At 65.6% G+C, this 13,076-nt stretch carries 14 protein-coding genes; 4 read left to right on the plus strand and 10 right to left on the minus strand.

From position 1 onward, the window contains the following. Positions 1-10: 10 nt before the first annotated feature. Complete coding sequence (locus tag ACEN8I_RS19845) at positions 11-877, minus strand: transglutaminase-like domain-containing protein (protein ID WP_413330348.1); 867 nt, start codon at positions 875-877, stop codon at positions 11-13. A gap of 185 nt (positions 878-1,062) precedes the next feature. Then, positions 1,063-2,076, minus strand: coding sequence for a GlxA family transcriptional regulator (locus ACEN8I_RS19850; protein WP_413330350.1), 1,014 nt, complete (start codon positions 2,074-2,076; stop codon positions 1,063-1,065). A 102-nt stretch (positions 2,077-2,178) separates the two neighbouring features. On the opposite strand from ACEN8I_RS19850, the gene ACEN8I_RS19855 reads away from it, so the two are divergent. Continuing rightward, complete coding sequence (locus ACEN8I_RS19855) at positions 2,179-2,820, plus strand: cysteine hydrolase family protein (RefSeq protein WP_413330352.1); 642 nt, start codon at positions 2,179-2,181, stop codon at positions 2,818-2,820. A gap of 15 nt (positions 2,821-2,835) precedes the next feature. Here ACEN8I_RS19855 and dbpA read toward each other — a convergent pair whose 3' ends face one another. The 4 genes from dbpA to ACEN8I_RS19875 form a co-directional block, all read right to left on the minus strand. After that, on the minus strand, positions 2,836-4,266 hold the full coding sequence (dbpA, locus tag ACEN8I_RS19860; protein WP_413330353.1) for an ATP-dependent RNA helicase DbpA: 1,431 nt from the start codon (positions 4,264-4,266) through the stop codon (positions 2,836-2,838). Between the two features lie 34 nt (positions 4,267-4,300). Next, complete coding sequence (locus ACEN8I_RS19865) at positions 4,301-6,136, minus strand: CocE/NonD family hydrolase (RefSeq protein WP_413330354.1); 1,836 nt, start codon at positions 6,134-6,136, stop codon at positions 4,301-4,303. Between the two features lie 107 nt (positions 6,137-6,243). Further along, positions 6,244-7,215, minus strand: a complete 972-nt coding sequence (locus tag ACEN8I_RS19870; protein ID WP_413330355.1) for a Bug family tripartite tricarboxylate transporter substrate binding protein — start codon at positions 7,213-7,215, stop codon at positions 6,244-6,246. 55 nt (positions 7,216-7,270) lie between these two features. Next, positions 7,271-8,278, minus strand: coding sequence for a porin (locus ACEN8I_RS19875; RefSeq protein WP_413330356.1), 1,008 nt, complete (start codon positions 8,276-8,278; stop codon positions 7,271-7,273). On the opposite strand from ACEN8I_RS19875, the gene ACEN8I_RS19880 reads away from it, so the two are divergent. Both ACEN8I_RS19880 and ACEN8I_RS19885 read left to right on the plus strand, forming a co-directional pair. Further along, positions 8,277-8,429, plus strand: coding sequence for a hypothetical protein (locus ACEN8I_RS19880; protein WP_413330357.1), 153 nt, complete (start codon positions 8,277-8,279; stop codon positions 8,427-8,429). The two genes, ACEN8I_RS19875 and ACEN8I_RS19880, sit on opposite strands and share 2 nt — an antisense overlap. 35 nt (positions 8,430-8,464) lie before the next feature. Further along, positions 8,465-9,385 carry a LysR family transcriptional regulator gene (locus ACEN8I_RS19885; RefSeq protein ID WP_413330358.1) on the plus strand — a complete coding sequence of 307 codons (921 nt, stop codon included), beginning with the start codon at positions 8,465-8,467 and terminating at the stop codon, positions 9,383-9,385. 9 nt (positions 9,386-9,394) lie between these two features. On the opposite strand, the gene ACEN8I_RS19890 is transcribed toward ACEN8I_RS19885, so the two are convergent. Both ACEN8I_RS19890 and ACEN8I_RS19895 read right to left on the minus strand, forming a co-directional pair. After that, a complete protein-coding gene (locus ACEN8I_RS19890; RefSeq protein WP_413330359.1) occupies positions 9,395-10,180 on the minus strand; it encodes a crotonase/enoyl-CoA hydratase family protein in 786 nt (261 codons plus the stop codon). Then, entirely contained in the window at positions 10,174-10,446 is a 273-nt protein-coding gene (locus tag ACEN8I_RS19895; protein ID WP_413330360.1) for a DUF2917 domain-containing protein, read from the minus strand. Before ACEN8I_RS19895 ends, ACEN8I_RS19890 begins: the two co-directional genes overlap by 7 nt. A 122-nt stretch (positions 10,447-10,568) precedes the next feature. Here ACEN8I_RS19895 and ACEN8I_RS19900 point away from each other — a divergent pair, with 122 nt between their 5' ends. Next, positions 10,569-11,489 (plus strand): LysR substrate-binding domain-containing protein, encoded by a 921-nt coding sequence (locus ACEN8I_RS19900; RefSeq protein ID WP_413330361.1) that lies wholly within the window; start codon positions 10,569-10,571, stop codon positions 11,487-11,489. Here the strand turns inward: ACEN8I_RS19900 and ACEN8I_RS19905 are convergent. Both ACEN8I_RS19905 and ACEN8I_RS19910 read right to left on the minus strand, forming a co-directional pair. Beyond that, a complete protein-coding gene (locus tag ACEN8I_RS19905) occupies positions 11,486-12,454 on the minus strand; it encodes a pyridoxamine 5'-phosphate oxidase family protein (protein ID WP_413330362.1) in 969 nt (322 codons plus the stop codon). The genes ACEN8I_RS19900 and ACEN8I_RS19905 overlap by 4 nt on opposite strands. Continuing rightward, the coding region (locus tag ACEN8I_RS19910) for a glutathione S-transferase family protein (protein WP_413330363.1) at positions 12,451-13,076 on the minus strand (626 nt) is incomplete at its 5' end. The genes ACEN8I_RS19905 and ACEN8I_RS19910, both read right to left, overlap by 4 nt.

The raw sequence follows: 13,076 nt of genomic DNA on the forward strand, positions 1-13,076 counted from the left end.
CTTCAGGCGGTCAGGGTCCATCGGTCGACAGCGCGTAGTTCACATGCTGCGGCAGCACCAGCTGCCCCAGGCTGTTGGGCACTGCCTCGATGTGGACCTGCGGCTGCGCCGCGCGCACGCTGCCGAAAATCGTGGCAAAGGCGATGTCGGCCGCGTCCCGGCCCGTGGCGAAACGCACAAAACCCATGGGGATCGCCGTGCCCGAAGGGTCGAAGAGGTACCAGCGGTCGCCCAGGTAGACCTCGACATAGGCATGGAAATCCGGCGGGCCCAGCGCGGGGTCGGCGCCGTAGTCCATGCCGCTGGCCATGCGCGCCGGCAGGCTGGCCGCGCGGCACAGCGCGATCATCAGATGCGCGAAGTCGCGGCACACACCGACCCGCTCTATCAGGGTGTCTATGGCCGAGGTCGTGCTGTTGCTGGTATTGCCCTGAAAGCTCACATGCTGCTGGACCCAGTCGCAGATCGCTCGCGCCCGGCCGTAACCCAGCGGCAGGTGGCCGAACTGGCTGTTGGCCAGGGTCAGCAAGCGGTCCGACTGGCAATAACGGCTGGGATACAAATAAGGCAGCACCTCGCCGGGCAGGGCCAGCGGGCTCAGTTCGGGCAGCGAGCCCGGCTGCGCCTCGTAGTGGACCAGGTCCACCACCGCCGTATAGCTCAGCGTGAAGTGGCCGGGCTCGGCGTGCAGGCGCAGAAAGCGGCTTTGCGTGGCGGGATCGGTGTAGCTACTGGTGGCCACCGGCTGGCTCAGCCCCAGGGATTCATGCATCACCAGCTGCCGCGGTGTGTAAGCGGCCTGGATGTTGAAGATGAAATCGCAGCCCGGTGCCATCACCTCGTAATCCAGCACCGCGGAAAATTCAAGCCTGACCATAGGGTGTCTTATGCCTTGGGGATTGGCTCCGCAAAAGGAGCCTGTCTGTCCGCGGCGGCGGGAACCCGCCACCATCGCTACCCATTAGGCGCGCAAAAAGGGCCTGTATTCGCGCCTGGCGATATTTGCCGGGAAGCCCTGGCCGCCGGGGCCGACAAGACGGCGTCGCCCGCGCCTACAACACATCAGGCCGCGCGAAACTCGCGCCGGTAAGCCGACGGCGAAGTCCCCAGCGTTGCCGCGAAATGCTGGCGCAGCGACACCGCCGAGCCAAAACCCGCATCGAGCGCGATCTGCTCCATGGAACGGTCCGTCGATTCAAGCTGGCGTTGCGCCAGGCCCAGGCGCTGGCTGGTGAGCCATTGGCCCACCGTGGTGCCAGTGACCTGCCGGAAATGGCGCGTGAAGCTGCGCCTGCTCATCAGCGCCCGCGCCGCCAGGGCGTCCAGGCTGTGCGGCTGGTCCAGGTTTTTCTGCACCCAGGCCAGGATGGTCGACAGCCGGTGGCCCGCTCCCGTGGCGGGCAAGGGCTGCTCCACATACTGTGCCTGCCCGCCCTGGCGCTGCGGCGCCACCACCATGCGGCGCGCCACGCGGTTGGCCATCTCGGCGCCGTAGTCCAGGCGCAGCACATGCAGGCAGCAGTCTATGCCCGCCGCCGTGCCGGCCGAAGTCAGCACCTCGCCGTCATCCACATAGAGCACATCGGGCTGCAACCGCACCTGCGGGTAGCGCGCGGAAAATTCACCGGCCAGCGCCCAGTGCGTGGTTGCCGGCCGGCCATCGAGCAGGCCGGCCTCGGCCAGCACAAACGCGCCCAGGCACAAGCCCACAATGCGCGCGCCGCGTTTGTGCGCGGCCTGCAAAGCCTTGAGCAAGGCCTCGGGCGGGCGCTCCATCGCGTCGCGCCAGGACGGCACCACGATGGTCTGCGCCTTCGCGAGCGCACCCAGGCCTTTTTGCACGCTGATGCCGAAGCCCGAGGTAGTGCTCAAGGTGCCCGGCTTTTCGGCGCAGACCACCAGCTTGAAGCGCGGCAGGTCGGCCCCCGAAAAATCGTTGCCGAACACCATGCAGGGCACCGACAGGTGAAAGGGGCTGATGCCGTCAAACGCGACCACGGCCACGCTGCCGTCCTGTTTTGCGGGCCTGGCAGGTTTGGCGGCTTTTCGGCTTGATTTCAGGGAACGCGGTGACATGGCCCGATTCTATCGAGTATTGGCATTTGGGCCACTGTCGACAAAACGGGTGCCGGCCAACAATCCTTACATCAACCACCGCTTTCAACACAGGAAACTTTCATGACCGCAAGCAACACCTCAAAAGCCCCGCGCCGCGCCCTCGTTGTCATTGACGTGCAGATGGAGTACTTCAACGGCGGCTTGCTGATCGAACACCCGCCCGTGGCCCAGACCCTGCCCAACATCGCGCGCGCCATGGACGCCGCGCGCGCGGCCGGCATTCCCATCGTCGTGGTGCAGCACAGCGAATCCCCCGCCGCGGCGCTGTTCGCCAAAGGCTCGGCCGCCTGGGAATTGCATGAGGCCGTGGCCAGCCGCCCACGCGACCACTACATCGAGAAATCCTGGCCCAGCGTCTATACCGGCACCGATTTCGCGCAGTGGCTGGAGCAGCGCGGCATAGACACCCTCACCGTGATCGGCTACATGACGCACAACTGCGATGCCTCCACCATTTTCGAAGCCACGCACCGTGGCCTGCATGTGGAGTTCTTGAGCGACGCCACCGGCGCCCTTCCCTATGCCAATGAAGCCGGCAGCGCCAGCGCCGAGGAAATCCACCGCGTGTTCAGCGTGGTCTTCCATTCGCGCTTTGCCGCCGCCGGGTCTACCGATGCCTGGATCACCGCGATCCAGGCCGGTGGGCGGCTGGAGAAAAGCAATATCCTGGTGTCGAATCGCGCGGCACTGGCCGGGCGCTGAGACCGCGCAGCGGGATCAATCCTCCAGCAGCCGCACCTTCACACTCTTGCCTTTGACACGACCGGTCGAGAGTTTGTTCAGTGCGTCGGCGGCAATGCGGCGATCCACTGCAACGTAGGTGGAAAACTCATTGACGTTGATCTTGCCGACCTGCTCACGCGTGAAGCCGGCCTCGCCGGTCAGCGCGCCCAGCACGTCGCCGGCGCGGATCTTTTCCTTGCGGCCGCCGACGATCTGCAGGGTCACCATGGGCGGCAGCAAGGGCTCATTGCTCGCGGGCGTCAGTTCGGCCAGTTTGTGCCATTCTGATTCGGCCTTCTGCAGCACTTCAATCTTTCCGACATAGCCCATCTCGTCCATGCTGGCCAGGCTGATGGCCCAGCCCTCTTCGTCGGCGCGGCCGGTGCGGCCTATACGGTGGATGTGCACCTCGGCGTCGGGCGTGACGTCGACGTTGATGACCATCGCGAGTTGCGCAATGTCCAGGCCGCGCGCGGCCACGTCGGTGGCCACCAGTACCGAACAGCTGCGGTTGGCGAACTGCACCAGCACCTGGTCGCGCTCGCGCTGCTCGAGTTCACCGAACAGGGCCAGCGCACTGAAACCCTGATCTTGTAAATAGGCCACGAGTGCGCGGCACTGCGACTTGGTGTTGCAGAACGCCAGGGTGCTGGCCGGGCGGAAGTGCCGCAGCACTTGCGCGACGGCGCCCAGGCGGGCTTCGTCATGGTCGCTGTCCGGCACCTGGTACCAGCGCTGCTGAATCTTGGTTTTTTCATGCTGCGCCTGCACCGTGATGGTTTGCGGCGCCTTCATGAACTGCTGGCTCAGCTTGGCGATGCCTTCAGGATAGGTCGCCGAGAACAGCAGGGTCTGCCGTTCTTTGGGGCATTGCTTGGCGACGGTGACGATGTCTTCGAAGAACCCCATGTCCAGCATGCGGTCGGCTTCATCGAGCACCAGGGTGTTGAGCGCCTCGAGCGTGAGGTTGCCGCGCGCCAAATGGTCCATGATGCGGCCGGGTGTGCCGACCACGATGTGTGCGCCGTTTTCCAGGCTGGCTGTCTGGTTGCGCAGCGGCACACCGCCGCACAGCACCACGACTTTGGTGTTTTCTTCGGCACGCGCCAGGCGCCGAACTTCGGTGGCGACCTGGTCGGCCAGCTCGCGCGTGGGGCACAGCACCATGGCTTGCACCGCAAAACGCCGCGCATTAAGGTTGGCCAGCAAGGGAATCGCAAAGGCGGCGGTCTTGCCGCTGCCGGTCTTGGCCTGGGCGATCAGGTCCTTGCCGAGCAGCGCCACCGGAAGGCTTGCCGCCTGGATGGGCGTCATGCTGAGGTAGCCGAGCTGCTGCAGGTTGGCCAGCATGGCGGGATTCAGCGAGAGGCTCGCGAAATCAGTGTTTGCCGCGCCGGATGCGGGTGTCTTGGAAGGAGTGCTCATGCACCGATTATCGGCGCATGGGTATTCAGGGCCTTCAGGCGCCGGTTAGCGCCACGATGGGCAGCAGCAACTGCGACGGGTATTGCGCCGACACATGCACCCGGTTGACGGCCACCTGCCTGTGCTGCGCCCGGCCTTCGGGCTCGCCTGAGTTGGGGTTCACGTCAAAGCGCGGGAAGTTGCTGCTGGAGATGTCGAGGCGAATGCGATGCCCCTTCTTGAAGAAGTTGGAGGTGGGCATGGGCTCGATGATGATCTCGGCCACTTCACCGGGCGCCAACGGCTCGGGGTGCTCCCACGAGCGCCGGTAACGGCAGCGCAGGATGCCGTCGGTGAGGTTCATGGCGTAACCCTGCGGGTAGTCGGCATTGGGCGGATGCACATCGATCAGCTTGGCGGTGAAGTCGGTATCGGGCGCGCTGGAGGAAATCCACAGCTTGATGGTGACCGGGCCGGTGACTTCCATGTCGACTTCGAGCGGCGACGTTTCAAACACCAGGATGTCCGGCCGCGCGGCAAGCGGCAGATGAGGAGGCTGGGCGCCAAAAATCCCCTGATGCGTGCATTGGTCGTAGGCACCAGCCGTCATCAGGGGCTCGCCCGAGGTGATGGAGCCGCCAATGGTCGGCACCGGATGCGCCGGATCAAAATCAAACGCCAGCACGGCCTCCTGCGCCTGGATTTGCGTTTGCAGCGTACCGTCGGCCTGCAGGTAGTAGGGCCGGAACTCGGTGCCGGGAACCGGCCAATCGCCGGCCGTGCACCAGCTGCCGCCGTGGTCGAGGCGCCCGCTTGCAGTGCGACGCCCCGAGCCGCCGCCCATGCGGAAATAGCGCACCGCCGGATCATCGGCCACGTGATTGAGGCCCTCCGGCGCGTCGCCCTTGAGCCAGCGCTCAAACCAGGCCAGGCGAAAAGCCAGGTGATCCTCGGCCAGGTTTCCATCCAGCGTGGCCTGCGGGCCGAAATCGACGTCCCCGGCGAAAGTGACGCTGCGTTCGCCGTGGGTCCACGGCCCGAGCACCAGGCGCGCCATACCCTTGGCGCGGCGCGAAATGCCAAGGTAGTTGTCCGTGGTGGTCTGCGCGTAGGGGTCCCACCAGCCGCACATCAGCAGGGTGGGGATGCCGTCAAAGCTGTCGTAGTGCCCTGCGGCGTAAAGCTCCGGCTGGCGCCAGTAGGCGTCGAAGCTGCCGTGCTCCCATTGCTCAAACAGATAGTTCTCGTATTCAGGCACCCATTTCAGCGGCGAATGCCCACGCTTCCAGGGCATGGCGGCGAACCATTCGGCGATGTCCTCGGCGGCCAGCGCCGCCCGGATGACGGGATCGCGCAGCGCGGGGCCGGTCCGCTGGGCGTTGGTATAGGCCCAGGTCGCCTGCTTGAGCTCAAAAGCGCCGCCGTGGCGTATGCCGCCGCGATAGGCGTTGGCAAAACCGCCGGCCTCCAGGAGCATCGCAGCAAGGCCTGGCGGGCGCTGGCTCACCAACGCGGTTTGTGTATGCGCCGCATAGGACAAGCCCAGTGTGCCGATTCGGCCATTGCACCAGGGCTGCGCGGCAACCCAGGCCAGCGTGTCATGGCCGTCGTTGGCCTCTCCCAGGTATTTGGTGAAGACCCCTTCCGACGCGAAACGCCCGCGGCAGTCCTGCAAGACCACCGCATAGCCGCGGCGTGCGAACCTCGCCGCAACCTCGGCGCGGGAGACGGGACGCGGATCGCGCGCCGTGCGCTCGCGGACGGTTTCGTTGGTTTTGCCGTAAGGCGTGCGCTCCACCAGCACCGGGAACGGGCCCGGCAGGGCCCGGCCATCGCGAGCCGGCAGGTACACATCGGTCGCCAGGTGTATGCCGTCGCGCATTACCACCATGACGTCGCTCTTTGTTGTCACCTCATGCGTCGCGGGCGCCGGCGGAGCCGAAGTGGCGGGGAATGCTTGCGGCCCTTGCTTCAGATAGTTCATAGCGCGCGCCCCGGTCAGTCGATCTTGAGCTTGCGCTCGGCGATCAGCTGGGTCCAGCGCGCCGTGTCTTCCCGTATGTAACGAGCCAGATCCTGCGCGCTGCCCGGTGCCGGCTCACTGCCCTGCGCCACCAGCTGCCTGGCGACTTCGGGGTCACGCAGTGCCCGTTGCAAGTCCGCGCTGACCTTGTCCACCAGCACGGCCGGCGTGCGGGCCGGCGCAAACAGGGCATACCAGATGTCGTACTCAAAACCCGGCACGCCCGCTTCGGCCATGGTGGGAAGTTGCGGCAGCAATGTGGAGCGCCTGGCGCTGGCCACGGCCAGGGCCGTGAGCTTGCCGGCGTTGATCTGGTGGGCCACGCTGGGCACCGCGTTGATGCCCAGTTGGACGTGCCCGCCGACCAGCTCATTGACGGAAGGCGCGGCGCCCTTGTAAGGCACGTGAACCATCTCGGTTCCCGTCATCGCCAGGAACATTTCCATGGCCAGGTGGTTCGGGCCGCCCGTTCCGCTGGAGCTGTAGTTGAGTTGCCCCGGCTTGCTTTTTGCCAGCGCGATGAGCTCCTTGACGGATTTCACCCCAACCGAGGGATGGGTGGTCAGCACAGGGGTGTTGGTCAGCACCTTGCCCACGGGGGTGAAATCCCTGGACGGGTTGTAGGGCAGTTTGCTGTTCAGAAGCGGGGTGGTGACGATGCCGGAGCCGGCACCCAGCAGCAGGGTGTAGCCATCCGCCGGGGCTGCCGCAGCGGCCTGCATGCCCGGAACACCGGGACGGTTGTCGACAATGACGGGCTGGCCCCAGTACGCCGAGAGCTTGCGCGTGACCACACGCATGGCGTTGTCCGCCGCGGCTCCCGGTGGAAACGGGATGATGATGCGCACGGGTTTTTCGGGGTAGCCAGCGGCCCTGGCAGCGCCCGCCACGGCCAGTCCGGCGAAGGTAAAGAAAGCAACTGTCAGCAGAAAGAAGCGTCTACGCATGAAAGTATTCTCCGGGAGAAGGGACATGGGAACATCAGGGCATCAAGCCCAGACATCAGAAATCGTGGCGGATGCCAGCGCCCACCGAGCGGATGGCCGCGCCGGCCTTGCTCGAGTCGACTCCGTCCCGGTCATAGAAGGCCTGCAATTCGGTCCGCTTGGACAAAGCGTAGGTATAGGCCATTTGGTGGCGCCTGCGAACGCCTGTCGGTGAAGCCTGCACATCCCGCCGCATCAGGTTCAGCACCACGCCATGGGCGCCCTGGCTGTACTTGGCACCCGCGATCCAGTAATTCACGTAGCGGCGTGTGAGCGCGGTATTCTGGAATTTGTCCTGCCCGGCCAGCACATAGGGCTCAACCGCGCCAAAGGCGTAGCGCACGCCGGCCTGCCATTTGCCGGAAAACTCATTGGCCAGCAAACCCGACGGACGCGTGTCCTTTCCGAACCCAATCCCGGCCTTCAGCGGTCCGTCAGCGTAGTTGAGTCCCAGGTCCAGCGATTTGGAGCCGTCCTCGACATCGGGCGTGGCCACCGCGCCGCGCAAGTAGTAGCGGGCACGGAAGTCAAAGCCCGACAGGTTGGGGCTGGCATAACCCACCGCGTTGGACGTGCGGTTGCGCGCGTTCAGCATAGACGTGCCGATCGCGGTGGCGCCGGCATCGTTGGCGGCAAAACTGGTGATGGCGGTCACCTGGGAATAAAGGGGTGAGCCGGTGGGGTTGGCGGAATCCAGGCGTCCCAGCGCCAGGGCGCCCCAGTCGCCGCGCAGCCCGACATAGCTGTTGCGATAGGCCGGAACGGTGGCGGCCCCGGTATCCGCGTCGATGCCCATCTCCATCCCGAACAAGGCCGCCAGGCCGCCGCCCAGGTCTTCGCTGCCGCGAATCCCCAGGCGCGACGCGTTGTCGCGCATTTCCGTCATTTCTCCGGCGGGAGCAGCCTTGGTGCTGTTGAGGGTCAGGCGTATCTGCCCATAGATGATGTTCTGGCCGGCCGCCGGCACAGCGGCCGCGGCGAGCAGGAGGCCGCCGAGAAGGATTGCGCACGCATGAAGGTTCATGAAAAAAACTCCCGTCGTTGGATGGATGGATGGCAGAGGGCTGCTGCGACGGGATTCTGGTGCGCGGGTTCTGGAGCCGCAACGCTATGATGAATCCGCATTGGGCTATGCGATTCGCAAAGAAGTGGCGGTGCGCGCGCGGGTGCAATAGCATGGCCCGGACAGCACGAACAGACGGCGGGCGACATGAATTTCAAGCAACTCGAAGTTTTCCAGGCGGTCATGGCCTCGGGCTCGACCACGGGCGCGGCGCAGCGGCTGGACTTGTCGCAGTCGGCGGTCAGCCGCCTGCTGGCCCAGTTTGAAGAAGACCTGGGCCTGCGCCTTTTTGTGCGTGAAAAGGGACGGCTGCTTCCCACGCGCGAAGCCCAGGCCCTGCTGCAGGACACCCAGGGACTGGTCGACGCCGCACAGTGCTTTCGCCGCCACACCGAACAGCTGCGCCTGGGCGGGTTCAACCGCCAGTTGCTCAAAGTCGCGGTGCCCGGCACCCTGTCCCAGCAGCTCATGCCGTCCGTAGTGGACAGCTTTGTGCAGCAGCATCCGGGCGTGGTGCTTGAAGTGCTGTCCGGCTCTTATTCGGACGCGGAACGGGCCGTTCTGAGCCGTGAGGCCGATATGGGGCTGGTCAGGTTGCCGGTAGAAATCGCCGGCCTTCAGGCAACAGCCTGCCTGGAAGCGGAGGCCGTCTGCATCATGCCGCGGGGCCACCCGCTGGAAAAACTGGAAACCGTCAGCGTGCTGGACCTGGCCGATGTTTCGCTGGTCCTGCTGGGCCGCCAGCGGCTGATCCGCCACGAGATCGACATGGCCTTTCGGCAGGCTCGCGTGATGCCGCGCATAGGCGCCGAAGTGCATTCCGTGGGCGTGGCCTGCGCTTTCGTGGCGCAGGGCCTGGGCGTGTCCATCGTCAACGCATTGCTGGCCAGCTATTGCCGCGACATGAATTTCAGCAGCCGCCCGTTTCGCCCCCGCATAGCCTACCAGCTGGGTATCGCCTCGCTGGAAAAGTCACCGCTGTCCGCGCTGGGGGAAGCGTTCTCGCGGCACCTGGTCGACGCCATCATGGCGGCGGTGCGGCCTGAAGACTGCACGCGCCGGATCTGAAAAGAGTCTTTAGCGGTGGCAAAACACCGCCGGCCGCTTCTCCACAAACGCAGCCGTGCCCTCGCGCGCATCCCGCGAGGCCGCCGCAACCATGAACTGCGCGGCCTCAATCGCCAGGCCTTCGTCGATGGAGACATTGAGGCCGCGCGTGACGGCGCGCAGCGAGGCTGCCACGGCAATGGCGGAGTTTTCGGCAATGCGGTCGGCCATGCGCAGGCAAGCCGGCAGCAGCTCATGGACCGGCACCACGTGGTTGATGAGGCCTATGAGCAGCGCCTCTTCGGCGCTGATGGCGTCGCCGGTCAGGATCATTTCATTGGCACGCTTGCGGCCAATGTGGCGCGGCAGGCGCTGTGTTCCGCCAAAGGGCGGCGGAAAGCCCAGGCGTATCTCGGGCTTGGCAAAGCTGGCGTGCTCGGCCGCGATGGCGATGCTGCAGGCCTCCATGGTTTCGCAGCCGCCGCCAAAGGCAATGCCGTTGACGGCGGCGATGACGGGCTTGGGGTAGTTCTCGATGCGACGCGTCATGGCCTGGCCGCGCATCACGAAATTTCGGTACGCGGTTTCGGGCGAGGCGGCAATGTCAGGCGCAAAGCCCACGATGTCGGCGCCGGCACTGAAGGCTTTGTCGCCCTGCCCCGTCAGCACCAGGCAGCGCACACTGTCGTCGCGCTCCAGGGCATTGAGCCTGTCCATGAGTTCATCGATCAGTTCGTAACTCAGCGCGTTGAGTTTTTCGGGCCGATTCAGGGTGAGCACCACATGTTGGCCATGGCGTTCGGTTTCTATCAGCATGCGGTCTCCGTGCCCTTGGGAGCGGGCGAAAAGTCCAGCACGCCGCTGCCGCGCGGCGCGCCCACAAAATAGGTCGCGGCTTGCGGTGTGACAAAAGATTGGCCGCTTTCCAGCACGATGTCGCTGTCGCGGCGGCCGGCCAGCGCATCGCTGGTGATCCAGAGGCAGCCGCCGGTGCAGGTCAGGACTTCGCCGCGCGGCAGGCGAAAACGCTCCGGGATGGGCCCGAGCTTGAGCGGGGTTTGCGGGATTTGGGGGGCATGCATGGCGGACTCCTTGGAAAGTGTGGTTTGATTCTTCTTTGGAACCGGCCCCAGCGGCCGGATGGTTTGTCATCCGGGGTATTCCTCCTGCTCATGCCGTTCATGCCGCCCCTACCATTGATGCCATGCTGAACCCTTCTTCCTCCCACGCGCTGCGCGCCATGTCGCTGGACGCGATACGCGGTTTTGAATCGGCGGCGCGCCACCTGAGCTTTACCGCCGCGGCCGAGGAGCTGTGCATCACGCAGTCGGCGGTCAGCAAGCAGGTCAAAAGCCTGGAGGACGCGCTGGGCGCGCCGCTCTTCCTGCGCGGCGGCAAGGGCCTGAGCCTCACGCCCCAGGGCCGCGAACTGTACGAGGCAGCGCGCGCTTCGCTGTCGCAACTGGCCTCGGCCGTGGACCGCCTGCTGGCGGTGGACAGGGCCTCGGTGGCGGTCACCACCACACCCTCTTTCGCCGCACTGTGGCTGGCGCCCAAGCTGGCGAAATTCCAGCAGCTGGAGCCGGCCATCGACGTGCGTGTCGACGCCTCGGAAGTGCGCGTCAACCTGGAGCGTGAAGGGATGGACCTCGCCGTGCGGCTCTATCCGGTTCAGCCTGGCGACGAGAGCCCGCCGCTTTTACAGGAGCAGGCCTTGCTGGTGGCGGCGCCGGCCGTTGCGGCGCGCATCCATTCGGCCGCGGACATCGCACATACACCGCTGCTGGTGTATTACGACCCGGCCACACGCTTTCCCTGGATGTCATGGCCGGATTGGTATGAGCGCCTGGGTTTGAAACAATCGGCGCAGCAGCCCTGCCTGTATTTTTCGCAGTACGAGCATGTGCTGAACGCGGCCGTGCAGGGCGGCGGCATTGCCATAGGCCGCACGCCGCTGGTGCTGCCGCTGCTGCGCGGCGGCCAGCTCACGGTGGTCTTGCCGGGCCAGACGGTGGACGGCCTGGGCTACCGCATCATCACCTCGGCCCATAGCGCGGACAGGCCGGCGGTGCAGAAATTCCGCGCCTGGATGGAGCGCGAACTGGCGCTGGAAGCGATAGGCTAAGGTCGCTTGGTCCAGGCGCCTGTGGCTTCCAGCACCGGCGACAGCTCCGCTTCGCTCCAGCGCAGCGGCAGGGAAGATTCCACCAGGCGCATGGACTCCACCTTGAAACGCATCAGGCGCTGAGCACCGGCAAAAGCATCGACCTCGGGGCCGTCCCAGATGATGTCGGCCGTAACGGCCATATACAGCAGGTCTCCGGTGTCGAAGTCGATGAACAGCAGGCCGGCGCGCGGGTTCACCACCAGGTTGCCCAGGGTGTTGAAGAAGTAGTTGCCGACAAAGTCGGGCACGGTCAGCGTGCCGTCGGCCTCCACGCGCACAAAGCCGGGCTTGCCGCCACGATGCGAGACGTCCACACCGCCGGCACGGCCGGCCCGCGTTTCGTCGCCCGCATAGGCGGTGGCGATGAACAGGGTATCGGCCTGTTCAATCATGCGGCGCGCCGCGTCGCTCAGTTGCGCCGACTCGTGCACCAGCGGCCCGGCGGTTGAGGCGGAACGTTCCACATAGACCGGCTCGCGCGCCTGGATGTATTTGGGGCAGTTGCCGAAACTCTGGCTCAGTTCCACCGCAAAGCCTTCAGCCTGGAGGCCGCGGACTATGCCGTTCATGCGGTTGCGCCTGCGTGTGTGCGGCTCTATGCCCAGGAGGCCTATCGCGGCGCCGTCGGCCAGCGTGGCTTGCAAAGGGTCGCCGGGCAGCGGCTGGGCCCGCAAAGTCAGGTGGCGCGCATCGGGTGAATGGATAAACCCCGGCGGCTGGGCCAGCACCGAGGCCCAAGGCTGGCCGCCAGCATCCACCGTGCCGGCAATGACAAAGGGCAGTTGTTCAAAAAACTCGCGGTGCTGGTCTGGCATGAAGTCGCGTATCACGCGCGGGCCGATTTCTTCCATGCGCTCGCGCACGGCCGCTCCCACACGCGCCTGCGCGGCACGTTCGCCTTCATGAAAAGCCGGGGCGTTCATGCGGCCAACCCAATAGGTGTTCTGACCATGGGCACAAAACGCGGCAAGGCTTCTATGCGGGCCAGCCAGGCGCGCAGGCGCGGATAGGCTTCAAGCGAGACATTGCCCTCGGGCGCATGGGCCGCATAGCTGTAGTTGGCGATGTCGGCCAACGTGGGCGTGCTGCCCGCGAGAAAAGCCGACTGGCCCAGCTGCTGCTCCATCACCGCGAACAGCGCGTGCGCCCGCTCAATGGCTTCGGGGTTTTCCGGTCGCTTGAACAATTGCACGACGCGCGCGGCCGCCGGGCCGAAAGCCAGCTGGCCGGCCGCCACCGAGAACCAGCGCTGCACCGCCGCGGCGGCCAGCGGGTCGCGCGGCAGCCACTGCTCGGCATCCGGCGCGTAGCGCGCATTGAGGTAGACCAGGATGGCATTCGAATCGGCCAGCGTGACGTCGCCGTCCTGGATCACCGGCACCTGGCCGAAAGCATTCATGGCCAGGAAGGCCGGCGTCTTGTGCGCCTTGGACGCCAGGTCGATTTCGATGCGCTCGAAGGGCAGGCCCAGCAGCGAGAGGAACAGCTCCACGCGGTGTGAATGCCCGGAAATGGCGAAACGGTAAAAGCGTATGGGCTGGGCGG

The organism is Polaromonas sp. CT11-55 (genome assembly GCF_047303325.1).
Lineage (GTDB): Bacteria > Pseudomonadota > Gammaproteobacteria > Burkholderiales > Burkholderiaceae_C > Polaromonas.